Origin of the sequence: Allomuricauda sp. CP2A (genome assembly GCF_001683915.1) — a bacterium.
Classification (GTDB): Bacteria; Bacteroidota; Bacteroidia; order Flavobacteriales; family Flavobacteriaceae; genus Flagellimonas.
In genome coordinates this window covers 1-26,588 of record NZ_LXTT01000014.1, presented here as the reverse complement: position 1 = coordinate 26,588, position 26,588 = coordinate 1, and the positions used below count along the sequence as shown (strand labels likewise).

The 26,588-nt window shown below is 45.2% G+C and carries 25 protein-coding genes; 16 read left to right on the top strand and 9 right to left on the bottom strand.

The window, feature by feature from the left end; genetic code table 11:
- Positions 1-152 precede the first annotated feature (152 nt).
- Positions 153-458 carry a hypothetical protein gene (locus tag A7D14_RS01280; RefSeq protein ID WP_067029132.1) on the bottom strand — a complete coding sequence of 102 codons (306 nt, stop codon included), beginning with the start codon at positions 456-458 and terminating at the stop codon, positions 153-155.
- Between the two features lie 826 nt (positions 459-1,284).
- On the opposite strand from A7D14_RS01280, the gene A7D14_RS01270 reads away from it, so the two are divergent.
- From A7D14_RS01270 to A7D14_RS01260, 3 genes are all read left to right on the top strand, one after another.
- Entirely contained in the window at positions 1,285-4,257 is a 2,973-nt protein-coding gene (locus A7D14_RS01270) for a SusC/RagA family TonB-linked outer membrane protein (RefSeq protein WP_255307364.1), read from the top strand.
- 19 nt (positions 4,258-4,276) lie between these two features.
- Positions 4,277-5,686, top strand: a complete 1,410-nt coding sequence (locus A7D14_RS01265; RefSeq protein WP_083157927.1) for a RagB/SusD family nutrient uptake outer membrane protein — start codon at positions 4,277-4,279, stop codon at positions 5,684-5,686.
- A gap of 83 nt (positions 5,687-5,769) precedes the next feature.
- Positions 5,770-8,076, top strand: a complete 2,307-nt coding sequence (locus A7D14_RS01260) for a zinc-dependent metalloprotease (protein ID WP_141673188.1) — start codon at positions 5,770-5,772, stop codon at positions 8,074-8,076.
- 397 nt (positions 8,077-8,473) lie between these two features.
- On the opposite strand, the gene A7D14_RS01255 is transcribed toward A7D14_RS01260, so the two are convergent.
- The 4 genes from A7D14_RS01255 to A7D14_RS01240 all read right to left on the bottom strand — a co-directional run bounded on the left by A7D14_RS01255 (position 8,474) and on the right by A7D14_RS01240 (position 10,643).
- Positions 8,474-8,710 carry a DUF6520 family protein gene (locus A7D14_RS01255; RefSeq protein ID WP_067029123.1) on the bottom strand — a complete coding sequence of 79 codons (237 nt, stop codon included), beginning with the start codon at positions 8,708-8,710 and terminating at the stop codon, positions 8,474-8,476.
- 52 nt (positions 8,711-8,762) lie between these two features.
- A complete protein-coding gene (locus A7D14_RS01250; protein WP_067029121.1) occupies positions 8,763-9,215 on the bottom strand; it encodes a MauE/DoxX family redox-associated membrane protein in 453 nt (150 codons plus the stop codon).
- 96 nt (positions 9,216-9,311) lie between these two features.
- On the bottom strand, positions 9,312-10,238 hold the full coding sequence (locus A7D14_RS01245) for a helix-turn-helix domain-containing protein (RefSeq protein WP_083157925.1): 927 nt from the start codon (positions 10,236-10,238) through the stop codon (positions 9,312-9,314).
- An 18-nt stretch (positions 10,239-10,256) separates the two neighbouring features.
- Complete coding sequence (locus A7D14_RS01240) at positions 10,257-10,643, bottom strand: hypothetical protein (protein ID WP_067029117.1); 387 nt, start codon at positions 10,641-10,643, stop codon at positions 10,257-10,259.
- Between the two features lie 198 nt (positions 10,644-10,841).
- Here A7D14_RS01240 and A7D14_RS01235 point away from each other — a divergent pair, with 198 nt between their 5' ends.
- From A7D14_RS01235 to A7D14_RS01175, 13 genes are all read left to right on the top strand, one after another.
- Positions 10,842-13,247 carry an aminotransferase class I/II-fold pyridoxal phosphate-dependent enzyme gene (locus A7D14_RS01235; RefSeq protein ID WP_067029115.1) on the top strand — a complete coding sequence of 802 codons (2,406 nt, stop codon included), beginning with the start codon at positions 10,842-10,844 and terminating at the stop codon, positions 13,245-13,247.
- Positions 13,248-13,259: 12 nt separating this feature from the next.
- A complete protein-coding gene (locus A7D14_RS01230) occupies positions 13,260-14,099 on the top strand; it encodes an RteC domain-containing protein (RefSeq protein ID WP_067029113.1) in 840 nt (279 codons plus the stop codon).
- A gap of 284 nt (positions 14,100-14,383) precedes the next feature.
- On the top strand, positions 14,384-14,662 hold the full coding sequence (locus tag A7D14_RS01225; RefSeq protein WP_067029111.1) for a helix-turn-helix domain-containing protein: 279 nt from the start codon (positions 14,384-14,386) through the stop codon (positions 14,660-14,662).
- 1 nt (position 14,663) lies between these two features.
- Positions 14,664-15,203 (top strand): hypothetical protein, encoded by a 540-nt coding sequence (locus tag A7D14_RS01220; protein WP_067029109.1) that lies wholly within the window; start codon positions 14,664-14,666, stop codon positions 15,201-15,203.
- Positions 15,200-15,862: an ATPase gene (locus A7D14_RS01215; protein ID WP_067029107.1), complete on the top strand. Its 663-nt coding sequence runs from the start codon at positions 15,200-15,202 to the stop codon at positions 15,860-15,862. The genes A7D14_RS01220 and A7D14_RS01215 overlap by 4 nt, the downstream gene beginning before the upstream one ends.
- 291 nt (positions 15,863-16,153) lie before the next feature.
- Positions 16,154-16,441 (top strand): hypothetical protein, encoded by a 288-nt coding sequence (locus A7D14_RS01210; protein WP_067029105.1) that lies wholly within the window; start codon positions 16,154-16,156, stop codon positions 16,439-16,441.
- Positions 16,441-16,719 (top strand): hypothetical protein, encoded by a 279-nt coding sequence (locus A7D14_RS01205; protein ID WP_067029103.1) that lies wholly within the window; start codon positions 16,441-16,443, stop codon positions 16,717-16,719. Before A7D14_RS01210 ends, A7D14_RS01205 begins: the two co-directional genes overlap by 1 nt.
- A complete protein-coding gene (locus tag A7D14_RS01200) occupies positions 16,712-19,123 on the top strand; it encodes a TraG family conjugative transposon ATPase (RefSeq protein WP_067029101.1) in 2,412 nt (803 codons plus the stop codon). The genes A7D14_RS01205 and A7D14_RS01200 overlap by 8 nt, the downstream gene beginning before the upstream one ends.
- Positions 19,120-19,725 carry a conjugal transfer protein gene (locus A7D14_RS01195; protein WP_083157924.1) on the top strand — a complete coding sequence of 202 codons (606 nt, stop codon included), beginning with the start codon at positions 19,120-19,122 and terminating at the stop codon, positions 19,723-19,725. Before A7D14_RS01200 ends, A7D14_RS01195 begins: the two co-directional genes overlap by 4 nt.
- Positions 19,725-20,564, top strand: a complete 840-nt coding sequence (locus tag A7D14_RS01190; protein WP_176712344.1) for a hypothetical protein — start codon at positions 19,725-19,727, stop codon at positions 20,562-20,564. Before A7D14_RS01195 ends, A7D14_RS01190 begins: the two co-directional genes overlap by 1 nt.
- A gap of 10 nt (positions 20,565-20,574) precedes the next feature.
- The gene (locus tag A7D14_RS01185) at positions 20,575-21,201 is read left to right on the top strand and encodes a conjugal transfer protein TraK (RefSeq protein ID WP_067029097.1); all 627 of its coding nucleotides are present in this window, start codon (positions 20,575-20,577) and stop codon (positions 21,199-21,201) included.
- Positions 21,182-22,114 carry a conjugative transposon protein TraM gene (traM, locus tag A7D14_RS01180; protein WP_067029095.1) on the top strand — a complete coding sequence of 311 codons (933 nt, stop codon included), beginning with the start codon at positions 21,182-21,184 and terminating at the stop codon, positions 22,112-22,114. The genes A7D14_RS01185 and traM overlap by 20 nt, the downstream gene beginning before the upstream one ends.
- Positions 22,111-22,896, top strand: coding sequence for a DUF4138 domain-containing protein (locus tag A7D14_RS01175; protein ID WP_067029093.1), 786 nt, complete (start codon positions 22,111-22,113; stop codon positions 22,894-22,896). The genes traM and A7D14_RS01175 overlap by 4 nt, the downstream gene beginning before the upstream one ends.
- 271 nt (positions 22,897-23,167) lie before the next feature.
- Here the strand turns inward: A7D14_RS01175 and A7D14_RS01170 are convergent, their stop codons facing one another.
- The 4 genes from A7D14_RS01170 to A7D14_RS20180 form a co-directional block, all read right to left on the bottom strand.
- Positions 23,168-25,255: a copper-translocating P-type ATPase gene (locus A7D14_RS01170; RefSeq protein WP_409552656.1), complete on the bottom strand. Its 2,088-nt coding sequence runs from the start codon at positions 25,253-25,255 to the stop codon at positions 23,168-23,170.
- 16 nt (positions 25,256-25,271) lie between these two features.
- Positions 25,272-25,565, bottom strand: coding sequence for a phosphoribosylpyrophosphate synthetase (locus A7D14_RS01165; protein ID WP_067029136.1), 294 nt, complete (start codon positions 25,563-25,565; stop codon positions 25,272-25,274).
- 178 nt (positions 25,566-25,743) lie between these two features.
- A complete protein-coding gene (locus A7D14_RS20525) occupies positions 25,744-26,163 on the bottom strand; it encodes an HYC_CC_PP family protein (RefSeq protein ID WP_067029091.1) in 420 nt (139 codons plus the stop codon).
- A 235-nt stretch (positions 26,164-26,398) separates the two neighbouring features.
- Positions 26,399-26,588: hypothetical protein (locus A7D14_RS20180; RefSeq protein ID WP_218058493.1), on the bottom strand; the 190-nt coding region annotated here is incomplete at its 5' end.

Here is a 26,588-nt window from a genome sequence, read left to right as displayed (position 1 = left end):
ATGCCACCAATTTGGTCATCTTATTCACAAGTTCTGCAATTGAATGCAAAGCATAGCTTTATTAGTATTCAATAAATTTTTTGGGGGATAATAGAATTTAAATGTAAGAATTTTCTAGAAAAAAAGAAGAGCTTGCTAAAGTAACCGAGTTATCAATCAAGTATCACATTAAAACTTTTAATCTCACTTTCATTAATTGAACAATAAAGCTTTGAAAAATCTCTAAGGTCGAATCCCATTGATTCTACGATTAGGATTAATGTGCCGGACCCAGGAGTAGATTTTGCATTAAAAGTATCGGAAACAGTACCTTTCCTTAGACCGGTAATAATTGCTATTTGATTGTAGCTCTGCGCAATATCGTCATCACTTTGAAGAAATTTTTTGCTGTTTTCAAGAAGTCTTCTTAAGCTAATAGCAATCTTTATTCTTATAAGCTTTTCTAACTCCTTTTTCATAGTCCCAAGTAACTATTTAGAAAACAATTTATCGGTACGTTTTGGCGTACCGATTATTTTTATATATTTGAGGTGATAACTGATAATACAATTCAGTTTATAGTAATTTTGCGATACTTCGTATAGACAATATTTGAAGCATTCGCTTAGATTCTCATAGTAGAAAACTGGTAATTTTATGCAGATGAGAGGATAAGTAGATTGCTCACGACCCGGGGCGTGGGCTTTCTTATCATCTGCAAGGTATACCAGTACCTCTACTATGGTAAGTTGAGTTCCGCGCCTTTTTTTTGGTATTGGTTCATTGTAACTTTCTTCTTAGCGCTTGATTCCTTTGTTTTTTTGAAGTGTCGCCTAACCATTTGGGTTATGGGAAACATTTGGCAACTTTTTTATGTTGGGTTCATTCTGTGTGATTCTCCTGTTTTTGGGACATCACACTCGGTGTTCGATATCCTTTTTAAAAAGAAGCCAAAGAATCCCGTATAATCCCAAGACTAGGGTTGTGGGATACCCGTTACACTGATCTTTCGGTTTACGATATCCTTTAGTCCCACAACTAACGACTACACTTTTTGGGTAACCGACCCTACACGAAATCACGGTCTTTTTTTGGTTTAGGAATCCATTTCCATGGGCTTTTTTCCCTTGGACAGGATGGCCTTTGTCCGAACCTTGATGCCCTTCTGGAAGTTACGGATTTCCCGTGGCTTTTTGGGTAGTGTAATTAATAACTAACAAAAAAATCAAACGAACTCAATTTATGCAACATTCAATAACAGGCATGCGCAGGGGATTCCTGCTCATGTTACTATATGTTTTTTTTATGCCCTTTATTTTTTTTCATGCGCAGGCGGGCACAGTCTTGGAACCACCACAGGCCACTGTTTCCGGCACCGTGACCGATACTTCTGGGAATCCCCTGGCCGGGGTGAACCTTGTGGTGGAATCCAAGAATATTGGAACTATCTCAGATTTTGATGGTTCTTTTTCTATCAATGCGGGTCCTACCGATGTGCTCATCTTTTCCATGGTGGGCTTTAAATCCCTCACTGTTCCCATTGCTGGTCGAGAGGAAGTTATCGTTCAATTGGAGGAGGATGTAACCGTTTTGGGGGAAGTCGTGCTCAATGCGGGTTATTACTCCGTGTCCGAGCGCGAACGTACGGGAAACATCGCCACCATCAAGGCCGATGTGATGGAAAAACAACCCGTGGCCAATCCCCTGGCAGCCATGCAGGGACATCTGTCCGGAGTGAACATTGTACAGTCCACAGGGGTTCCGGGAGGTGGTTTTTCCATTGAGGTGCGCGGACAAAACTTTATCAACGGGGTGACAGACCCTTTATACATTGTGGATGGGGTGCCCTACGGATCCCAATCCTTGGGTTCCGAAGATATATCCAGGGATATCGTGAACAGCGATATCAGCCCCCTGAATGCCATCAATCCCAATGACATTGAGAGCATTGAAGTCCTTAAGGATGCCGATGCCACTGCCATATATGGTTCAAGAGGGGCCAATGGTGTGGTGCTGATCACCACTAAAAAGGGGAGGGCAGGTAAAACACGGTTCGATGCCCACCTGAGTACTTCCCTTGGCCAGGTTTCCCAATTTATGGATCTGATGGACACCCAGCAATATCTGGAGGTGAGAAGGGAAGGGGTCAGCAATGATGGACTTGATGGTTTTTTGGGCGTGCCCGCCTATGACTTTTATTGGCCGGATATTACCCTATGGGACCAAGATCGATATACCGATTGGCAAAGGGAACTTATAGGGGGAACGGCGTATCGGAACAATGCCCAACTTTCGGTTTCCGGGGGAAGTGAACGTACCCAGTTTTTGGTCAGTGGTGCCTTTTTGAAAGAAACGACAGTCTTTCCTGGGGATGCCAATTATAAAAGGGCCAATGTGCATAGCAATATCAACCACCGATCGGACAATGACCGGTTCCGGTTGAACCTTTCCACCAGTTATAGCCAAGAGGATAATCTATTGCCACGGTCGGACCTAAGCTTTCAAGCGTATACACTGGCGCCGAATGCACCTGCACTATTTGACGAGGATGGTAATCTCAATTGGGAAAACAATACATGGGACAACCCTTTGGCAGCCCTTGAAGAGAAATTTGGGGTCAAGACCAGAACTGTTCTGGCAAATGCCCTGATCTCGTATGAGCTTGTGAAGGATTTGGAAGTAAGGGCGAGCATGGGCTATACGGATTATAGTTTGGATTCGTACCGGACCCTGCCGAGTTCGGCAAGAAACCCAAGGTTCAACTTTACCCCACAAAGCTATTCCAGCCTGACCACAAATAGTTCCAAGCGGAATTCATGGATCATTGAACCCCAGTTGCAATGGAAAACGGATTGGAAAATGCTTTCCATGGATGTACTCTTGGGGACCACTTTCCAACAGGAAACTACCGAGCAACTGGTGATGCGGGGTACGGGCTTTCCCAACAATTCACTGATCTTTAACCTGACAGCTGCCGATCGTGTGGAGGTCCGCAACAGTGCCGACAGCGATTATAAGTATAATGCGGTGTTCGGGAGGGTCAACCTTAAACTTTTGGACAGGTATATCCTTAACCTGACAGGAAGGAGGGATGGGTCTTCCCGCTTTGGTCCGGGCAAACAGTTCGGGAATTTCGGTGCTGTTGGATTGGCATGGATCTTTTCCGAAGAGGCCCTCCTTTCTGATAGTTCCGTACTGAGTTTTGGAAAACTCCGAGGCAGTTATGGTACCACAGGGAGTGATAATATCGGGGATTACCGGTTCTTGGATACCTATACGGTCACAGGTTCCGATTATGACGGGGTCGCCATTCTGAGTCCTTCGGGCATTTTTAATCCCTTGTTCGGATGGGAGGTCAACAAAAAACTGGAGGCAGGGCTTGAACTTGGGTTTTTTAGGGACCGTGTATTTGTAAATGCATCATGGTACAGGAACCGTTCCTCCAATCAACTGGTGGGGGTGCCCTTGGCGGCCACGACCGGGTTTTCCGAGCTTACCGGTAATTTCGATGCCACGGTGGAGAACTCCGGTATTGAGTTGGATTTTCGTTCAGCCAATCTAAGTACGGAAACCTTTAAATGGTCCACGACTTTTAATATATCGGTTCCCAAGAGTAAACTTGTGCGCTATGATGGTTTGGAAACTTCCACTTTTGCCAATCGCTATGTCATAGGTGAACCTTTATCCATTGTAAAGCTGTACAGATCCCTTGGGGTCGATCCCGAAACTGGACAATACGTGATCGAGGACTATAACGGGGATGGGAACATCAGTAGCAGTGGGGATCTTCAATGGATTGAGGATCTGGCACCCAAATTTTATGGGGGTCTCGGGAATACCCTCAACTGGGGTAACCTGACCTTTGATGTTTTCCTACAGTTCAAAAAGCAAAAGGGTTATAATACCCTCCGGGACAACGCGGTTCCCGGGTTTAGGAGAAATGCCGGTGTCGAACTCTACCGCGATAGATGGCGGGAACCGGGTGATATGAACAACTATCAAGTCGCCTCGTCGGGATTGATTGCCGGCTCCAACAATGGAGACCTTCAGCGAAGGAGCAGTGCCGCCGTGTCGGATGCCTCCTTTATCAGGGTGCGCAATATTTCCTTGAACTACAAAGTGCCCCATCTGGAAAATGGTCTGGATGTCAATGTGTACCTGCAAGGGCAGAACCTCTTGACCTTTACCAAATACAAGGGGCCCGATCCGGAACAGACACTCAACAACCGATTGCCACCACTGAGACAACTGACCTTGGGGCTAAAAGTAGGGTTCTAACCATCTAAAAAAAAGTATCATGAAAACAATAACGAAGTATTTAATAATGAAATGGAACTCCTTGTCTGGGAAAAGGTGTCTATTGATAATACCCTTAATAGGAATTATGGGCTGTACGGCATTTGTGGAAGTCGACCCTCCAAAGAACATCATGGTCTCCGAGACCGTATTCAATGATCCATCTACGGTGGAATCCGCCATGGCCGACCTGTATTTTACCATGCGGGAATCTGGAATGGTCTCCGGCAACTATGGGTTTACCACTAGATTGGCCATATACAGTGATGAACTGGACTACTATGGCTTCAATCCCCAATTGTTGGAATTCTACCAGAACCGGGTGCTGCCACCCAATACCGAGGTTTTGGCTTGGTGGAGTGAAGCCTATAAGGTCATTTACGGGGCCAATGCCATTGTCGAAGGGATTGAAGGGGCCACCGATTTGGAAGAGAGTGAGCAAGACAGGTTTATGGGACAGGCACTTTTTGTCCGCGCCTTCATGCACAGTCTTTTGGTATCCGTTTTTGGGGATGTTCCCTATATCACAACCACAGACTATGCCTTTAACAATCAAGTCTCACGGATGTCCGAAGACTTAGTTTATGAAGGGATTATTTCAGATCTGGTGCGGGCTGTGGGACTTATGGAAAACAGTACCATCGAGAATGAAGAACGGTTGGTTCCGGACCGAAATGTGGCCAAGGCTTTGTTGGCACGGGTATACCTCTATACGGACCAATGGGACTTGGCCGAGGCCGAGGCAACCGATGTCATTGGGAACTTTGGTTTGGAGGATGAACTGGGAATGGTGTTCCTAAAGGAATCAATGGAAACGATTTGGCAACTGCAGCATGGAGAATTTCCGGGGAATACCCAAGAGGCCAGTCAATTGATCATCCCATTTGTACCTGGCCAGTCTTTTGCCTTGACCGATGGGCTCCTTTCCGCTTTTGAGGATGGTGATGGTCGAAGGTCGGCATGGATCGATAGCATCTCCAATGAAGAGCAGACCATCACGTTGTACTATCCCTATAAGTACAAGGCACGGTTTGATGTGACGGAGTCCCTTGAATATTCCATCCATTTTCGATTGGCGGAACAATATCTGATCCGATCAGAAGCAAGGACACGTATAGGAAATTTGATCGGTGCCAGTGAAGACCTTAATATGATTCGAAATAGGGCAGGGCTTGCCAATACCACGGCCAATTCGGAAAGTGAACTTTTGGAAGCCATTCTTGCCGAACGTAGGGTGGAACTGTTCACCGAACAGGGACATCGTTGGTTCGATCTAAGGCGAACGGGTAGGGCCACAGCGGTTTTGGGGATGTTCAAACCGGATTGGGAGGACACGGATGTACTTTTTCCGATACCTGAGATCGAATTGGAGGCCAATCCCAATCTATTGCCACAAAACCAAGGATATTGATCCGGTGGGCACTCTCTGGAAACAAGTCTGGAAATGTTCAGTACTGTGGTAGGGGAGTGCCTGTCCTTAAAAACCGAAAAACAATGAAATATTTTTTATGGATGGGGTTGTTCTTGACTGTTCCCTTTTTTGGAATGGCCCAAAATCCGATTGGAGGGACCGAGTTTAGGGAAGTCCCATCAACAACACAGACTTTTTTGAACCCATCCCTAGTGGAAGGTCAGCTTTTTATGGACCTCTCCAAATCTTACATGGGGCAACCCATGCTTCTTACCAGAATCGGTCGATTACATAGATATGAAACCAAACAGGTGGTGTTCAGGAAATATGGTAACCAGATTTATTTGGAGGAACCTAGGATTTGGTCGGAGGCAGGTATTTGGTTGCCTGTGGGAAATGATCCGGATGTGGAATCGAACATATTGGGTGTTTTTGATATCATGGAAGAAAACGAAGATAGGTTCCGTATCAATATCACAGATATCCTATTTGATGGATCCCTGGGATGGGAAACGCTATCCAATACACCCAATGTACCAAAATTGACCAGAGTTGTCGGCACCAAGGTGATGGGGGATGAGGTAGTGGTCAAGGTACATCTGGGCCAACAAAAGAAAAACGTCAAAATCATACAGCCGGTTTATTATAGCCTTATGAAGCTGTCAAGTCCCATGGATCCCAGACGGTTTGATTATCGAATGAGTTTTTTGATCGAGGGTATGCCCAACCACCGCGATCGTACCAAAAATGATATGGGAAGTATTGTCCGTTGGCGTTTGGAAAAAAAATATAAGGATAGGCAGACCAGTGTTCCCATCCGTCCCATCACCTTTATCATGTCCCCTGACATCCCGAAGCAATGGAGGACTTATGTCAAAGCCGGTATCTTGGAATGGCTGCCCGCTTTCGAGTCGGCAGGTTTTAAAGATGCCATCGTTGTGCATGAGGTCGATTCCTTGGATGAGTGGTCGAGCCATGGTCTGGGAACTTCAGTAGTTCGATGGTTCAGGAATGGGAATATCAGGGAGTTCGGGGAAAAAAGAAGCGGTTCGACCGTGACCTTGGTGGTGGACCAAAGGTCGGGAGAGATCATAAAATCCGATATTCTGTTGGGTTCTTCCTATGAACATCTGATGGATGCATACTTTATCCGATGCGCGGCCTTGGATGAGCGTGCCCAAACCTATCCCTTTCCCGATGAACTCATGGGGGAATTGATACAATCCTTGGTGGCCCATGAAACAGGTCATGCTTTTGGGATTACTGACAATAGCTATGGGGAATATCGGTACCCCGTTGTTAAAATGGGTGATGTACAATGGCTTCAAACGATGGGCCATACCCCGAGTATTATGAATTATGCCCGTCATAACAATATGGCACAACCCGAAGATAGTATTCCCCCTTCCCTTTTGATACAAAGAGTGGGTCCAACGGATGGATACTATATCCGATGGGGATATCAGGAGTTTCCTGAGGGTTGGTCGGCTGAAAAAAAAAACGATAGTCTGGAACGCCTCATTCGATTGCAGGATACCATTCCTTGGTATCGCTATACGAACGATCAGGGTGAATTCATCGGTCCGACCGCAACGGATGAGGTCGTCGAAACGGATGATCCTGTCAAAGGCGCCAAATTGGCCATGAAAAATCTGGAGAGGGCCATGGCGCTCTTGCCTAAACTGAACCAGGGCCAAAAGGACAATGCACGTATGGAACGTATCCATAGGGAGGCCATTGAACTTTGGTATTTCACTATGAGGCATGTCTTTTCGCTGGTAGGTGGATTTGAGGTATTCTATAAATCGATGGATCAACCCGGGAAAATGTATGATCCCATTCCCTTGGAAACCCAACGGGAGGCCATGGATTTTTTGGTCGATCAGATTGTTGAACCCCCAGAGTGGTTGGCCCGACCAACGTTCAATACCTATTCACGGTTTACGACCTTTCCGGATGAGCTATTTACATACCAACAGTTATTGTTACAGGAGATGTTGAAGCCGAAATTCATGAAACGTTTGCAATATATGGAGACCATCCATGGCTTCAAAGGGGTTATGAATACCTATTTTGTACAACTGCAAAGGGGACTTTTTAGTGAATTGAATGGGAAGGGTGGGTTTGTGGAGCCTAGAAAACAAGGGTTGCAGGCAGCCTATATCGATTCGTTGGTAAAGATTGTTTTGGAAGAAGGTACAGATGTGAAACGCAATCTTGATGTATTTGCCCAAACCGATTATGCCAAAGGCATGATGATGGGACAACTCATACAATTAAAAATACAGATGGATGAAAAGTTGCGGCAGGAAAGGCATCTGGAGCAGAATGGTCATTGGACCCTATGCCTTGCCAAGTTGGAAAAGGTATTTCTGATGGATCCTAATTGACCTTTCTTTTTTTATAGTAGATCATTTTTTTTGAATTAGTGATGAAGTCGTCTGGAAAGCAATTTCTGGGCGGCTTTTTTTATAGGAAGGAGATGGCAACCTTAAGGGGTCAACCAAGCTTTTTGACGACTCTTTGAAAGAATGATTTGTGGCCAGGCCTATAGTGAATAAGATCGCTGGTGTACCCTAAGGAATGCGATAAATTATGTTGACTTGGAGTTTAGGATGTTATTTTGCATCAACGGGTTATTGTTCATTTAAAAAGACCCAAAGATCATTTGTGTCGACATTTGGTGTTGCATCGGGTAGGGCAATTGGTTGAATTTGGAATGGTTTATCATAAAATAATGAGGCTGTCCAAAAGGACAGCCTCATCTTGACTAACGCACTATGGTGTTTAATCCCATGTACGCTTAGGGTCTGTCAACCCACTGTCATTGAACACCTGATCGAGTCCCTCATAACAGTACCCCTCACCAAGATTGGGACAATCTGTCTGAATTTCAGCATACCCGGACTGGGTAGCGATATAGCCCACATAAGGAAGATTGCTTTCCTCTGTGGCAAAGGCTAGGCCGACCGCCAAAAGGATGGCGAAGGCAGGTAAAACAAGTTTTAAAAAATTAGATTTCATAATACTAAGTATAAAAGTTAATGCCTACTCTTTTCTAGGTTTTCGGCTTCCCCTACTGTACAGTATTTTGATTTGTTTGGATGTTGTATTGTTTCTTCGACCAAAGAATTCCCAATAGGGCAAGGACCATAAAGAAGATGTTCAATAGTATATGGTCCCTCCAACCGAGGGCCGAAATGACCCCGCCGCAGGAGCAAGGGATGGACTCACTGTATTTTAGGACTATAAGGATATAGATGGTGAATGAGCCTAACAGGACCAAGCTGGCATATAGGGCCAGGATGCGGTATCTTGTGAACCACAATAGGCCTGCGATCACCAGCTCCAGAAAGGGCACGGCCCATGAGATCACTGTGGCATAGGATGCAATGTAGGGCATACGCTCCACCCTCAATTGAAAGGTATCCAAATGCATCAATTTGCTGACCGCAGTATACACGAAAAGGATGGTCAACAAAAGGCTGAACAGGGTAATAAGTTTGGAGTAGATTCCTTTGTGTGACATATCCTTTGATTTGATATGACAAAGTTCGGGAGTCTGATGTATCTCTAAGGGAGTATTTGTTATCTGAAACGGAGTAAATACATGATTTTAAGGTTTTTATGACCTTAAATCAGTAGGGGACATTCCATATTTGTCCTTGAATGCCCTTGAAAAATGGGTCTTGCTCTTAAAGCCGGTCATTTGTATGATTTGCTTTATCGTCAGGGTGCTGTGCTGGATCAGGGTCCTTGCCATTCGAAGACGTTCCCTGATCAGAAATCTAAAAATGGTCGTACCGTAGATCTGCTTGAAGCCATATTTCAGTTTGTACTCATTGGTGCCCTTCTGACGGGCAAGATCCTGCAAGGTGGGAAGGTCCTTGTCCAGATTGTTGATGATCATATCATGGACGTCCCTGATGATTTGGATGTCCTCTGGTGTCAACGTGACTTTATGCTCCTTGATGCCCTTGGTCACTTTGAGTTTATTTTTGGGCAGTCCCGTTTCAAAAGGTTCCCCCTTGGAAAAGAATACGGAGTTCAACAGGGTTTTTTGACCGCTCCCATCCAAGGCCTGGTACACCGATATTTGACAATCCTTGGCCAGTAAAAGACCATCGTTCGTAATGAATTCCAGGAACAATACCGTTTCAGACCGCTCACGCTTCAAATGTTTGGCCATCTTCTTGGTCCATCTTTCCCGGGACCTTTCAGTCATGAATTCAGAGATATGTTTTCCGAAAAGATCCTTAGGGGGATAGGACAATAGGGAGCAGGTGCCGTTGGTGAGAAATTCGATTTGACCATTCCCATCCAAGATCATGGATAGTTGGATGACACATTGTGGGGTGTTGTGTGCGTTTGCAAAACCCTGATGGATAAAGGCCGCCCCTATTTCCTCATTGACCATGTTCAACATGACCACCAACGAAGCAATATTGTCATTCTTGTCCATGGGTTCAATGCTATAGAAGAAATTGCCCTTGGCCATTTCCAAGAGCATCTTTTGTATCCGTTTTACCCTAAAGTCATCGCTGTTCGGCATCCTGTTTAATAGTATAGATTAGTTATCATCGGTTTCCTTAATACCCAAGTAGGCCAGTGCCTCCGCTTTTTTGGTAAAGGATTGTGTAGGCACCTTCTGGGCATGGGTGTCCAGATAAATGGAGCTGATCATATCCGTAACCGGTGGATCGATCAAAAAGGCCAGTTTCTTGATCCAAAGGGAACCTTCCAAAGCCAAATAGTCCCTTGCGGCCTTATCGATATTCCTGACCTCCCGTATATCGCAGAGCACCGGCATCGCTTTACCTTCTTGTAATTCCATCCGATCCTTGACTATGAGTTGTGCTGCCTTAACATTGATACAAGGCACTTTCTTGTAAATAATATGTAAAAGATCATCAGTCAACAGATATATGGCATAGCTGTTTTCATGTGTTTTTTTCATCTCCGGAAAACTGGTTAGCGCAATCAATTTACAAAATTACTGCAATTGATTTTTATACAGGAGGGCTATTTGGCTTAATAAAAGGGTTTAAGTTATCTGAAAAGGAGTATTTGTTATCTGAAAAGGATTAAATAGAATATGTATGCTTTATCAACTTACAAAATCCGTTTCTTTTTATCACAAATTAAATCAAATAAAATGGCCAAGATCAAACACCACAATTTTTTGAACACCGTACATGAGGTATTTACCGATGCCAAAAACGCCGGGGTACTTCATCTCTATGCCGGGGGAACATCCTTTTCGGGCAGGACCATTGAGGTAGAGGGAAAGGAACTGTACCACTTTGGTACTACAGGTTACTTGGGATTGGAACAGGATCCCAGATTAAAAAAGGCCGCCAAAGAGGCCATTGATAGCTATGGGACACAATTTCCGTTATCCAAATCCTATATTTCCAATCCATTATACGAGGAATTGGAAAACTCGATTTCCGAAATGTATGGCTATCCCATTGTCATTACCAAAAACAGTACCCTTGGGCACTTAGGGGTTATCCCCAGTGCAGTGGACGATCAAGACGTAATCATTCTGGACCATCAGGTCCATTGGAGTGTACAGAATGCGGCCAAAATGCTAAAGACTCGGAGTGTGCCCATCGAGATGATCCGACATAACCAATTGGAGATGTTGGAGGACAAGATCAAAAAATACCAACATTCCAAGGGCAGGATTTGGTATATGGCCGATGGCATTTATTCCATGTATGGGGACTATGCCCCGGTGAATGAACTGATGGGGTTGGCAAAGAAATATCCACAGTTACATTTTTATTTTGATGACGTACATGGTATGAGTTGGGTGGGAAGGAATGGTACCGGATATGTGTTGGACCAGCTGGGAGAATTGCCTGAAAATGTATTGTTGTTCGGGACACTGAGCAAAACCTTTGGTGCCAGCGGGGCTGTTCTGGCCTGTTCCGATGCTTCGATGTACGATAAAATCAAGACCTTTGGAGGGCCCTTGACCTTCTCCGCCCAATTGGAACCAGCCTCGGTAGCTGCCGCCATGGCCTCAGCAAAAATCCATCTATCCCAGGAGATTTATGGGCTACAACAAGAATTGAGGGAACGCATCGAATATTTCAATGATTGCCTTTCGATAACGGAACTTCCCTTGATCGATCTGAATGAATCCCCGGTATTTTACATAGGGACGGGAATGCCCAAGACCGGGTACAATTTTGTGAACCGTTTGATGGGGGAGGGCTTCTTTGTCAATCTCGGGATCTTTCCTGCGGTGCCTGTAAAGAATACGGGTGTAAGGATTACGATTTCAAGGCATAACCAAAAAGAGGAAATCAAAGGATTGGTGGAGGCTATGGAATATCATTTTCCAAAGGCATTGGAAGATACACAGACCGATGCCCAAAGGGTATTCCACGCCTTTAAAATGGAACCAAAGACCCTAAGTAGGCCGAAAGTATCCTCTGAGCTAAATATTGAAGTATTCGATACCATTGACCAAGTTGAAAAAGAGGCATGGAACCAAAGTTTAGGTGGGCAAGGGGTCTATGATTGGGATGCCCTGAAGTTTTTGGAGGACGTGTTTCATGGCAATCCTAGGAAAGAACATAATTGGTCGTTCCGATATGTGGTCATAAAGGATACTGATGGGATACCCATATTGATGACCTTTGTAACTCTTTCCATTTGGAAGGATGATATGTTGGCACAAGCAAAAATTTCTGCTGCCATTGAGGAGGAAAGGAAAACCGATCCCTACCATTTGTCATCCATGATCCTGTCCCTTGGTTGTCTGTTCACGGAAGGAGATCACCTCTATTGGAATGCATCACATAGCTTGGGCAAGGAGGCAAGGGACAAGCTATTGGAAACCTTGGAAAAACTGGAACAGCGGTTTGGAGCCAAAATGACTGTACTAAGAGATTTTGGTGAACATACAGTATGGAATGAAGCGCTTTATGGAGGGGGATTTTTAAGGGTGCAGATGCCCAACGCCTGTTACGTTGTCTTGAACGGGGTGGATTCCATGGAAGATTATTTGCAAAGATTGTCCTCCAGAAACAGAAGACATTTTCGAAAGGACGTCCAACCCTATCTCGATAGGGCAAAGACCCTAGTTCTTCCCAAGCTATCCAAAACTGAACTTGAACAGGTCAAATCCTTATTTCGGGAAGTGCAGTCCCGGAATTTAGGGCTCAATACCTTTTCCTTTCCTGACTCCCTGTTTGAAAAGATGAACGAAAACCATTTGTGGGAGTTTATTCTCCTTTGTTCATGGGATAAACCTGAAAGGATAGTGGGCGTGATGTTCTGTTATACCAATTTGAACCAGGTCTATGTCCCTGCTATTGTAGGTATGGATTATGATGGTCTGAAAGAATTTGCCATTTATCGCCAGTTGCTCTATCGGACCATTGAACGGGCCATTGGATCGGGCATTCCCAAAATCGATTTCGGGTTGACCGCAGCCTTTGAGAAACGGAAACTTGGTGCAACGGTCGAGAAAAAATATGCCTATCTCCAGACCAATGACAATTTCATCCTGGAATTGCTCGGAATCATGGAAGGCCAGCATTAATGGAAAATCGTCATGAAATACCAAAAGCTGCTATCGGAATTTGAGGGCCAATTGGATGCCTTGGAAAGCGGGAACGGGGATATCCTTTTCAAAGCGGAAAAGGGAATCGTTCTCGTGGAGAAAAGTATCCGTAAACTCCAAAAACAGATTACAGGCAAGACCTTTGACACCCAAGCGGACGAAATCTACTTCTTCAAGCACGTCAAGCCCCAAATCTTTAGTAAGCTGATCTATTATGTCAAACTGTTCAATATCGAGAGCAAGCGGCCAAGGGGAAACGATGCGGCACAAATCAAGTACCTACAACTTCAGATCGACAAGTTCCAGACCTTTTTCAATGACAATCTGGAGTTTTATAATTATTACCGTCGTGGGGCAATGTCCCTGGATGAACAATATTTTGTCAGGGGGAACAGAGACCTTAGGCTACCCCTTGAATCCTTCCACTTTTTGATCGATGACCAGTTCTCCACCTGTCAGGATGGTACCGTGGCCACGATCATGGCCTATGACATGCTCATCGTGTACCTGAGAAAGGAGGTGGATGACCTACAAAACAATTTAGAACCCCAAAAGAACATGACCATGGAAAAACCTTCAAAACTCTTCTGGACCGGAAACAAGACCGATCTGATTGAACTTTTATATGCACTCCAATCCAGCAAATGTATCAATAGCGGTACCACGGACATCAAGGAGTTGGCCTCGCATTTTGAACATTTTTACAATGTGGACCTCGGTAACTACTACCACACTTTTATTGATATCCGGTCCCGAAAGACCAGTAAGACCCGCTTTTTGGACAAGCTCATTGAAATGCTCAACCAACGGATGGATTCCCTGGATGAATAAGTTTTAGTTTTTCCCAAGTTGGTACCAACTTGGGAATTTGCATTTTGATGGGCCATAGGGGTATAATCTTGAGATTTATGAGCCTATTATTGGATGTACATTGTTTAAATTGAACCAAATACCATCAAATCCTATGCGCAGAAAAAAACACCCACCTTGGTACCAACTTGGGAAGTTTTTTCAATTTTGTTTTTGAGTTTTGTCCCAGAAAGTCAAATCAGTGGATGGGTCACCAAATGACATAAAAATCATGCAGTGGCCCTTCCTATTAAAACACAAAACACATGGGAGCGACCATCATTACCACCGAAGATTTAAGGGAGTTCAAGATAGAACTGTTGGAGGACATCAAGGACCTTTTGCAGAACGAAAAGGGACAGCACAACAAAAAATGGCTCAAATCAAATGAGGTGCGGGACCTCTTGGGCATATCCCCGGGCACCCTTCAAAACCTAAGGATCAATGGGACCCTGCCCTATACAAAGATAGGAGGGGTGCTCTACTATGAATACCATGAGATCATGGAAGTACTGGAGCAGAACAAGGTCCATAACCGCATCTAAGATGGAGGACATCAATTATATCAAACACCTGAACGGGGTGTTTGCCCAGTTTGCCAAGGACAACCGCTTGAACCCGACCCATATCAGCCTGTATATCGGACTGTTCCAATTATGGAACCAAAATTATTTTGTGGCCGAGTTCTTTATCAGTAGGGAAGAGGCCATGGCCTATGCAAAGATTGGGTCCAAATCGACCTATCATCGCTGCATCCGCGAGCTCAGCCATTGGAACTATATCCTATACTCCCCGTCCCATAATCCCTACAAGGGCAGCCGGATCAAGATGTTCGATTTTGGGACAAGCAGTGGACAAGCCCTGGACCAGTACCGTACCAAATTCGGGACAAGCAATGGACAAGCGTTGGTACCTATAAACAAACTTATACAAACAACTAAAAACATTACAAACGGGAAGAAACGGAAAAAAATGAAAAAGAAAGTTTTTGAGATCGAAGAAAACAATGCCAAACGCACCCCCACTGTCCCATATCTGGACAACTTGCGGACTAGCAAGGACAAGGACTACAACGAACCGCTATGAATTTTAAGGCCCCACATATCATCACCGAAGGTGCCATAAGCTATGAACTGGGCTCCTTGAAGGGCAGGGAGATCAAATACGATTTCGATAAGATCCTGGTCTACCTCGATGCCAAGGGAAAACTCCTGTTCGGCAAGAAGTTCAGGATGCACAGGGAGGACCGGGAGATGCTGTACAAGCTCAGTCTCTACTTTATCAGGGACAGGGAACGTTGCAAACAGTTCGGGATCGATGTGGATAAGGGCCTTCTCCTTTCAGGTCCGGTAGGCTGTGGGAAGACCAGTCTGATGAAACTGTTCAAGTTCATGGTGCCCCACCAAAGGCCTTATGAAGTCATTCCCTCCAGGAACATTGTCTTTGGCTTCAACCATTTGGGCTTTAAGATCATTGGGGACTATGGGAATTCTCAATCCTTTTGTTTTGATGATTTGGGAGTGGAACCCGATGGGGTCCATTTTGGAAAGGAGTGCAATGTCATGGGGGAGATCTTGCTGTCCCGCTATGAGCTGTTCACGGACCATAAGATCAAGACCCATGCCACCACCAATCTCAATGCACAGGAACTCGAATCAAGGTATGGGAACCGAGTAAGGTCAAGAATGCGGGAACTCTTTAACCTAGTGGGATTCGATAAGGACAGTAAGGACAAAAGAAAATAAGGTTTTGTGGCGGTGTAGCATGTAGCTTTGAATTTTGGCGAATTGCAACACTTTTTGATGGGCCGATCAGCCACTTTTGACGTTTTTGGGCTGGAGGGATTGGAACCAGATAGCACTTATGAACAGGGAGTATTCGCTTTTTCATTAATTCTGCATGGAATCCAGACCAATTGAGCCTATTTGAATACAGATAAAATGATATTCACAAATAACTGATATTCAGTTATTTGAATGCATATCCATTATATTTTTCACCTATCAATAATCGTCTAACCCTTAAACGTTTACGATATGCGAAAATCTTTTTTTATTACCTTATTATTGCTTTTTACCACCAGTGCAGTTTTGGCCCAGATTGGGGGCATCGAGGATTCGGTCAATGATATTTCAGATACCATTCGGGCCATATTCCCTATCATTCTTGGCGTTATATTTTTGGTGGGCTTCCTGTTCAATGCAGGACATTTCTTTGGGGAGAACGCTGACCTAAAAAGGGGCATTACCCGTGTCTTGGTCTTTGTGCTAATCGCCGGTGCTGTTGTGGGCATCTTTACCTATCTCATCGGAATCGTAGTCTGATGAAACAGTTCGAGGTCTATAGAAATATACGAAAGCGGGCCATGATCATGGGGCTGTCCATTTCACTGTTTGGCCTGATGATGGTGTCTATCATCTGTTCGCTTTTGATCATCATTTTTTCGTTTCATTTGGGTGTCATCGTGGGCCTACTGCTTTTCAATGCCCTGCTCTATGGGGCATTGTTGCAGTGGGTGAAGAAACCTTTCCAATTGAAGGTGATGCAAACCTTTCCCAAGACCATAAGCCTAAAACAGTTGAACCCCTTTGACTATGTCTAAACTGAATTTCAATGCATTTCACCCAATCCTGGATATTCAAAACCATGTGATCTTTGGGAGCAACGGCAATGTGGTATTGTGTTATCAGGTGGAACTGCCGGAGATATACTCCCTTTCTGAAACGGATTTTGGGGATCTACATGGGATGTGGTACCAAGCCTTTAAATCCTTGCCCGTGGGTACGGTTATCCATAAGCAGGATATATATCAAAAGAAGGGTTATGTAGGTAGAAATCTTCCAAAGGATTCCTTTCTGGCAAAGGCCACCCATGATTATTTTGTGGGTAGGGAGCATTTGGACCATCAGAGTTATCTCTTCTTTGTACTTCCTCTTGATAAAGCCCTTAATGCCACCAAATATGTCAATCCCTTTCGAAAAGTAGAGAAAGGGTTGCACCGGAAACTGGATGTGCAGGTAGCGGAATTTGTGACCGCCGTCAACGATGCGGTATCCTATATCAACAACTCCAAAAGCGTGTCCATGGTACCCATGGAACCTGAAGCCATATTGGAGCATACCCATGCTTATTTCAATGGATACAATCTTGATTTTGATACGGATATCCAGTTTGGGAAAGGCCCCATAGAAATTGGTGACCATTATTTTGATGTGATGGCCATCAACAATGAAGAATGTTTTGGAGAAACCGTGCAAAGCAGTGTGCCCAACGGGAAATTCAGTTCGGACGGATTCAGTTTTCATAAAGGTTTTTTGGACGGTCTGGGACTGGAATTGGGGGAGAACCATATCATCAACCAAATCCTATATCTAGATGATACCCATCAATGGCGTAAACTATTGGATAAAAAAATTGAGGAACTCTCCAAGAGCTCCAATTTTGGTTCCCAGAACAAAGTGGTTCGCAATAAGGTCCAACATATCTTGGACAGGATCAATGGGGATGATACCGCACGGATCGTTCGTGGCCATGTAAACATTGTTTTTTGGCATACGGAAGCTGGGGTGTTGAAGCGCATTGCTTCTGGCATTAAGGCCATATTAAAGGAACTGGATATACGACCCTATCATCCCCATGGGGAGGAGCGCAAACATTATTTTTTGAACTCCTATCCCAGTTATGCTTCCAACTTTTCCAATGAAGATCTTTTTGTGATGGACCTGAAGGCAGCCCTTTGTCTGTATATCAACAATACCAATTATCGCTCTGATGAAACAGGAATCGTTTTTAATGATAGACAGTACAATATTCCTGTGGTCAAGGATGTATGGGACGAGGGGAAAAGGCGTATCAAGGCCCGGAACTTTGCCATTTTTGCCCCGACAGGGGAAGGGAAATCCTTCTTGGCCAATAATATCCTACGTCAATACTTTGAGGCCGATGTACGACTGGTCATTATCGATTTAGGGGGTTCTTATGCCAAATTTGCCCAATTGTATCCCGATGATCACGTGGTCCTTCGCTATGAGCAAGGCAAGAACTTGGGTATTAATCCCTTTTATATTTCTGATCCGTCCGATTTGACCCCTGAACGATTGGAAGATCTGGCCCTGTTCCTTTTGGAGCTCTTGGCGGAAAGCCATGTGACCAAATCCAAGGAAGTGGCCTTGAAAAAAGTGTTGTTGCACTATTATAATAAGATCATGGAGGGGCATTCCTTGGCTTCCCTATATCAATTCGTGGACAAGCACAAGGATACCTTGATCGAGGAAACCCAAGTTCAGGAATCCGATTTTAGTGTTTATGGCTTTTTGCACATCCTTTCTGAATATGTGGATGGGGGCCTGTACAGTTTTCTGTTCCATGTGGCAGAAGACCAGACCTATAAGATCGAGGACAAGCGTTTAATTGTCTTTGAGTTGGACGAGGTGCGCGACAATAGGGAAATCCTGTCCGTAATGCTCAAATTGATCAAGTCGGCCATCCAACGCACCATTTGGCGAAACCGCTCGGAAAGGGGCATCATCCTGTTCGATGAGTTTGCCAAGCAACTCAAGTTTCCCAATGTATTGGAGAGTGTGGAGTTCTATTACCAGGCCATCCGAAAGCAAAACGGGGCCATTGGTATCATCCTGCAATCCATCAACCAATTACCGGAAAATGCCACTTCGGCAAGTATCCTGGAGAATACGCAGGTCGTGTACAGTTTACGGAACGAAAAGGGCTATGATGAACTGGCAAGGCGATTGAACCTCTCCAACCATGATCTCAATCAATTGAAGTCCCTTAGAAACAACCTGACAGGGGAACACAAATACACCGAAATCTTTATCAAGATCGGGAAGGAAAGCAATGTCTTTCGCTTGGAGGTACCCCCAGAGGTCTATGCGGCCTATCTCACCGATGGGATGGAACATGGTCAGATCATGGAACTCTTTGAACAGTTCGGGAATATGGAACGGGCCATTACGGAATTTATAAATCAACAAAAGAAAACGATATGAAAATAGTTAAGAAACAAAACCTAAGGAACAATCCTAGAACATGGATGTTGGCGCTGTCCTTGGCCCTGTTATTGCCTGCAGGCGCTGCCTGCCAAGGGATGCCGGTGTATGACAATACGAACTTTATCAGTATGACCAAGTCCCTGTTGGAATCGGCCAAACAGACCTCTGAACTGCTAAAGACCGTGGAGTTTCTGAAGGAACAGAAGGACAATATTGTCAAGGTCAATAACACCATCAAACAACTGAAGGCGGTTCGGGAATTGGCACGGAACAACGAGATTTTATTTCGAACGGTACAGAACGATCTTCGTGATATTCTGAACTCACCCTATATCAAGGCAGGGGAGGTGGAACAGGTATCCAGAGCCTTTGAGCAGATCATGGATACGGCCATTGATGACCTGGATTTTGTAAACCAGATTTTGTCCAGTGATTTTTTGAAGATGTCCGATGCGGAGCGCACGGCCATTTTGATGGAAAAAAAAGTGCAGTCGCAGGAAATGGTGGCCGAGTTGGAGGTCAAGACACGAAGGTACCGGGAAATCATCTCCTTTCGGCGTATGCAGGATATCATCAATAACCGGGAAACCAATTACTGATGGCGGGAATCTTTTTGGGCATAGGATTGGAATATGTGGATGCCGTCTTCCAGACCATCAAGGACAGTGATTTCTCCCAATATACCATTGTGGGGATGAAGACCCTGGCCGTACTGTTTTTTTTGATCAATATTTTGAAGAAATACAATGAGGGAATAGCTTCCACCGATGGCCATACCTGGGGGTTGACCCCCACGGAACTGGCCAAGAATTTTTTGGTGGTGCTCTTGGTCATTTTCTCCACTGAGGTATTGGGAGTGTTCGATGGGATCCTGGTGGCCATTGAGGCCCAATACCGGGACACGGCTCCGGCACTCCTCCCATTACAGTTGCAGGATGTGGACCTGGAACGGGATGTGGGTGCCTTGGAAGCCGCCAAGAAAGCCATGGCACTGTTGTATGAGGCCTTGGTCACTCCTTTGTACGGATTAAAGGTCTTGGCCTTTATCATCGGGGTCATTCTTTGGTTGATGGACCTGTTCATCTATCCTTTGTTCCTTGCAGAGCGATATTTCCTATTGGGGATCCTACAGGCCTTTTTTCCCTTGGTCATCAGCTTGGCCGTCTTTGAAAAGTTCAGGCCATTGGCCTATAATTATTTCAAGCTCTATGCAGCAGTATATATGCTGGTTCCCGCCTTCTTTTTGGTCAATGTCTTCGTCAACAACCTTTATACGGAGATCACTACCAACTTCTGGGGGAACCTCTTTGGTTTCGATTTTGGGAGTGAATTCTTTGCCTCCATCATTGAACTCGGGACCATTGGCTTTATTGTCTTGCTCAAATTTAAATTGTACCGAAGGGCGACCAGTTTTACCCTTCGATTGTTCACCGGTTAAATTGAAGTCTATGAAAACACCTTTTAAAAGTATTGTTCATGTGCTGCGGCTCAACCGTTTTGTGGTTCTTGCCGTGGTTATCGCCTCGGGTTTGGTCTGTATGGTTGCTATGGTCCTAGTGGGCAGGATATACCGTGAATCGTTGAACGGGGCCTTCGTGGTCAATGGGGAAGGGGAGGTCATACCGCTTTCCTGGGCCGAACAACGAGATCATCTGGAAGTGGAGGCCCTGGCCCATTTGGAACAGTTTCATAGGTGGTTTTATGGGGTGGATGCCGGCAGTTATGAGAAGAACATGGAGAGGGCCCTTTGGTTGGGTAATGCCTCCGTGGGTGCTGTCTACCAACAGAAAAAGGCAGACGGTTTCTATAACCGGTTGTTGCAATATTCCCTTGTGCAAGAGGTCATCAGAATCGATGCAGAGCTGGATTGGGATGGGACTTCCTTTGCCTTTAGGTCCCAATTGCATATACGGATCAATCGGGGAACCGTCACCGATACCTATGAACTGGTGACCTCGGGACATCTGATCCAAGTGGAACGGAATTTCCCCCATAATCCACATGGATTGTTGATCACTGATTTTTTTGAAAACTCACTTCGTAAACTTGAAACTCATGAAAACACAGAAGAATAAAATAGTTTTTGTTCTGGTACTGGTATGTATGGTACTCTTTATCACCATATATAGTATCGTCACTTTTGGAAAGCCAAAAAAGGAAAGCCTTGATGTGGGAAGGATCCCCATGCCGGATCTGGAGGACACTTCAGTGGAATTTGAATCCAAACTGGAAGCCGTGGAAGCCATCAAGGTGGAAAAACAATCCACGGCACCCCAAGTATATCCCGACCACATGGTGGATGATAAAGGGTATTTCAATCCAAATTATATGGAATATGAAAAGCAGCGGATCATAGACAGTGTCTTTGATACCAATGTCTTTACTGCGAAAAAAGTTTCTGTATCGGATGTAGATGAAATGCCCCAGTTGGAGGTTGTAAAAAAGGTAAGGGAAGATGACCAAAACATGGCAATAGGTTCCCCAAGGACGGAAACGGATCTGGGACTTGCACATCAACTGTTCTTTGCCTCCAATCCAAAAAGGAACCGTCCCGATGGAAATTTACCAACTGCCGCTGCGGCCAAGGTGTATGTGGATGGAGATCAAACCCTTCGGGACGGACAACGTTTGGACTTGCGACTCACACATGACTATGTTGTGGATGGAAACAGAGTGCCAGGAGGTACCCGCCTCTATGGCTTTGTAAAGATAAGGCCCAACCGGGTGATGGTGGAACTTACCCGATTGGGGACAACCCTTATGGATATGCAAGCCTATGATGCCCAGGATGGACAGGAAGGGATTTATGTGAAGAACCATCTGCGAGGTGAAGTGGTGGATCGGTCTTTGGAAGAGGGCCTTGGAGAGATCAATGTGCCGGGTGTGCCCCAGTTCAATGGGATCAAACGCATATTTCAGCGCGATCAACGTACCGTTAAGGTTCAGATTTCCGATCATTATCAATTCTTCTTAATACCTAGATCATGAAAACACTAAACGTCATCATTGCAGTAATGCTAATGGCCTATGGACACACCGTGTCGGGCCAAAAGGCCCTGGATACCATCCGTGCCAATTCACAAATGAACGTGGCCCTTTTTTTTTCCAGTCCCATCAAACAGGCTGTAACGGGAAACAGTAAAGCGATCTTTACCTATAACCGGGAAGAAGCTCAGTATTTTGGGCTGTTGCAGGCCACAGCCAACACCATTACTAACCTCTTGGTGATCACCATGGACGGACAAGCGTACGACTTCATGGTGGTCTATGGGGAACACTTGGCACAAACCCATTTTTTTGTGGACAAGGCGCATAGCATTGGCCAAGTACAGCAATTACCTGGTAAAAAAGGGGATTCCTTGGCTTCCCACACAGCTCGATTTCCTCTTTTAAGTGGATTGCTATCAAGTGATGGAAATGGTGCCTTGGCATCGGTACGAAGAAAGGGAATCCGATTGCGGTTGAAAAGGTTGGTCTACCGAAACGCTCAAGTATTTATGGTCGTAGAGGTGCGCAACCGATCAGGCATTGATTTTGAAGTAGGCACCCTTGAGGCCCTAAGGATAAATGGCAGCTTGAAACGGAGATCCTCGTATCAAGAAACCAAGTTGGAACCCCATTATATCTTTGAACGGCCCAAAATCATTAAAACCGGGACTTCCCAAGGATTTGTACTTGTGCTACCCAAATTTATCCTTTCCCCTAAGGAGCATCTAAGACTGATTCTCTTGGAAAGCCGTGGAAGCAGAAGGTTGGAGCTCAACTATTGACCTATCGATAAAGGGAAGTGGAATCCCTTTTTGGGTATACACTTTAACATGAAAACAAAATTTTGCCATAACAAAGGTTATAATGGTTACTAAGAAAGGAAATAAATTAGGAATGGCACACCTCAAGAAAAATGGAACTGGCTTCCAGCAGTATTAATACCAGAATCCAGTATTCTCTTCGTAGTGGCCTAATAGGATTGCGGGAACACTGAAAATCCGTATTGCTATTGGGAATGCACCCTTTTATATGCTAAATTGCTCTATTTGCCTATCATCCTTTGATCTGATTACTTCCTATCTTACGTTTTAACAACTGCGCATTGATGGCCACAATGATGGTGCTCAGGCTCATGAACACAGCACCGACGGCAGGGCCCATGACAAACCCTGAGGAATACAGTACACCGGCGGCCAACGGAATGGCGACCACATTGTAGGCCGTTGCCCAAATCAGGTTCTGGATCATTTTGTTGTAGGTGGCCTTGCCGAACAGGATGAGATTGGCAATATCCTTGGGGTTACTGTTGACTAAGATGATGTCGGCGGTTTCCGCCGCAACGTCTGTACCGGAACCAACGGCAATGCCCACATTGGCCTTTGCAAGGGCCGGGGCATCGTTCACACCGTCCCCGGTCATGGCCACGAACTCGCCCTTACGTTGGAGTTCTTCCACTATTTCCACTTTTTGGTGGGGCAACACTTCGGCATAGTAGCCATCCAAACCGAGTTTTTCGCTAACGGCCCTGGCCGTTTTTTCATTGTCCCCAGTGGCCATCAATACCTTGATGTCGTTCTTCTTGAATACTTGGATGGCCTCTTGGGATTCCGATCGTATCTCATCGGCCAGTGCAATGTATCCGGCCAGTTTTTCCTCGATCAACACAAATACCACGGTTTCGGCGGCATCGCTATAGGCGTCTTTGGGAATGGGAATGTTGTTGTCCCTTAAAAAACCGGGACTGACCACTTTTACCGGTTTGTCCTCCACGGTTGCCTCGACCCCTTTTCCAGTGATCGCATGAAAGTTCGAGGGATTGGGAATGGTGACCTTTTCCTCTTGGGCCCTTTTGATGATACCCACGGCAATGGGGTGTTCCGAGCTTTGTTCCAAGGCACTTGCCAGGCGAAGGACTTCATCCGGGGAATAGTTGTCATCGACCGATTGGATTCGGGTAACGCCAAAATCACCTTTGGTCAGGGTCCCCGTTTTATCAAATAACAAGGCCGATATCTTCCGGGATTCCTCAAAGGCGGTCCTGTTGCGGATCAATAGGCCGTTTTGGGCGGATACCGCGGTGGAAATGGCCACCACCAAAGGGATGGCAAGACCCAGGGCATGGGGACAGGCAATGACCATAACGGTCACCATGCGTTCCAGGGCATAAACAAAGGGGAAACCCAGGGCCAACCATACCGCCAGGGTCCCAAAACCAATGGCCAAGGCGATATAGGTTAACCATTTGGCGGCCCTATCGGAAAGGTTCTGCATTTTGGACTTGGTCTTTTGGGCCTCTTCCACCATCGTGATCACTTTGTTGAGGTAACTATCCTTGCCCGTGTGCTCCACTTTGATCTTTAAGGTGCTGTTGCCATTGACAGAACCGCCGATCACCTTGTCCTTTTCCTCTTTCTTTACAGGTTTCGATTCCCCCGTGAGCATGGATTCGTTCAGGTAACTGCTGCCTTCGACGATGGTACCGTCGGCTGGGACCTTTTCCCCCGGCTTGACCAGTATGATGTCATCTTTCAATACCGCTTCCAACGGTATGTCCTCTATGGTTTCCCCTTTGACACGGTGTGCTTCGGCAGGCATCATGCTGACCAACAACTGTAAGGCTTTTGAGGCACCAAGGACGCTCTTCATCTCTATCCAATGCCCGAGTAGCATGATGGCGATAAGGGTGGACAGTTCCCAGAAAAAGTCTTGGCCCTTCAGTCCGAATACGGTGGCCGTGCTATAGAAATAGGCTACGGAAATGGCCATGGAGATCAAGGTCATCATTCCCGGTGCACCCTGTTTTATTTCTGACCAAAAACCTTTCAAAAAAGGCCATCCCCCATAGAAATATACAATGGTGGAAAGCCCGAAAAGAAAGTAAGGGTTACCGGGAAGCAGGAATTCATACCCAAAAAAATCCTGGATCATGGGCGATAGGAACAAAATGGGTATGGTGAGTACCAGCGTTGTCCAAAATCGCTTTCGAAAGTCGGCGATCATCATTTTGTGGTGGTCATGACCCATTTGGCCATGTGCGGGGTTGTGCCCAGAATGGCCCCCAGGGCCATGGTCCATTTTGGAGTGGTCGGTCTTATCGTGGTTCATCCGTGAATGGTCGTGGTGTTGGTGCTTTTCCATCATCGGTTCTTTTTAAGGGTTATCGTAATTTTTTTCTCATTTTTTCAGAAATGTTTCCGGCATAGACGCCATAGGCATCCACCAGGATGCCCCTGATGCCATCTTTGGAGGATATGGCGTACAGCACGCTGTTGTCATCGGTGCTGCTCATCCCCTCAAAACGATGGGTCTGGTCGACCTTAAAGTCCTCCGGTCGAATTTCGATTTTAAGGGAAGCGCATTCCAGACAATGGGGCTTGAGATTAAAATCATAGGTATAGCCCTTTGCCTGTAAATCGGATATGGCTTCTGAAAGGGTATCATAATTTTTCATAGGGTTTCGATTTTGGGTTATTGTGATATAACCATTTGTTGTTACAATCTCCATTGATAAATCGTCGTTTTTACAACAGATCAGAATGTATTGTCCTGAAAATGCCCCAGCCATTTAAAGGACGAATGTCCTTACAAAGGGACAAACCAGGGCATAGTGCCCAAGGTGGAAAAAAAAATCAAATCAATAAAGTCCTGTGGAGGATAGGGAGGTTTCGTTCGACCCAAGGGGGGATATAGTCTTTAAAAGGAACAATGCTTTCCTGTAGCCCACCAAAGCTATCGGTATGGTAAAAAATGGAGGTATATGGAACTAAGAGTGTATCGAAATCAAGGTCAAAAGATCGAACCATCAGGTCATTCTTGCCGAAATTGGCATAAGTAGCCGTGCTACAGCAATTCTTTTGCTCCAAAGAACACTTCCTTAAGGGGCTTTTGGGGTTTTGAAGCTTTTGGTCGCAGGGTTTTGCCTTTCCTGTCACGGAAAAACTGACCAATTTGTTACAACAAAAATGGGCGTTGGAAGCAAAGGAAGTCGTACTGACCAATACGGAACAGGCTAGAAACAGGGATAATATTTTCGATATGGTTTGCTTCACCTATTAAAATTAAAAAAAATAGTACACCGATCATAAAACATATTGAAATCAATTCGATCTTAACTCACTCATACATTAGTAGTTTTTTGTATTCTGATAATGTGGATTGTTCCTGTTTCAAAAGTATGGGAACTACTTCTGAAAAAACATGATGGACATCATGTTTTGGATTGGGTGGAACAACTTCATATGCCCATTCGATTTCTGTTGCTTGGGCAACAGGTGAAGCTAAAGGTCAATGTGCCCGATCCACCGACAGGATGTGGTATGGGACAACCTTTGTGGCCCGGCCTAAGAAATTGGTATACCATATATTCCCTATGGAAGACAAAATAGCATAGCCCGTCCTTCCTTCATTTCTGACATAAGGCCGACCTGAAAAAGCCGTTATGTCATTGCTGGCCAGGGAACGTTTTGTCATACTA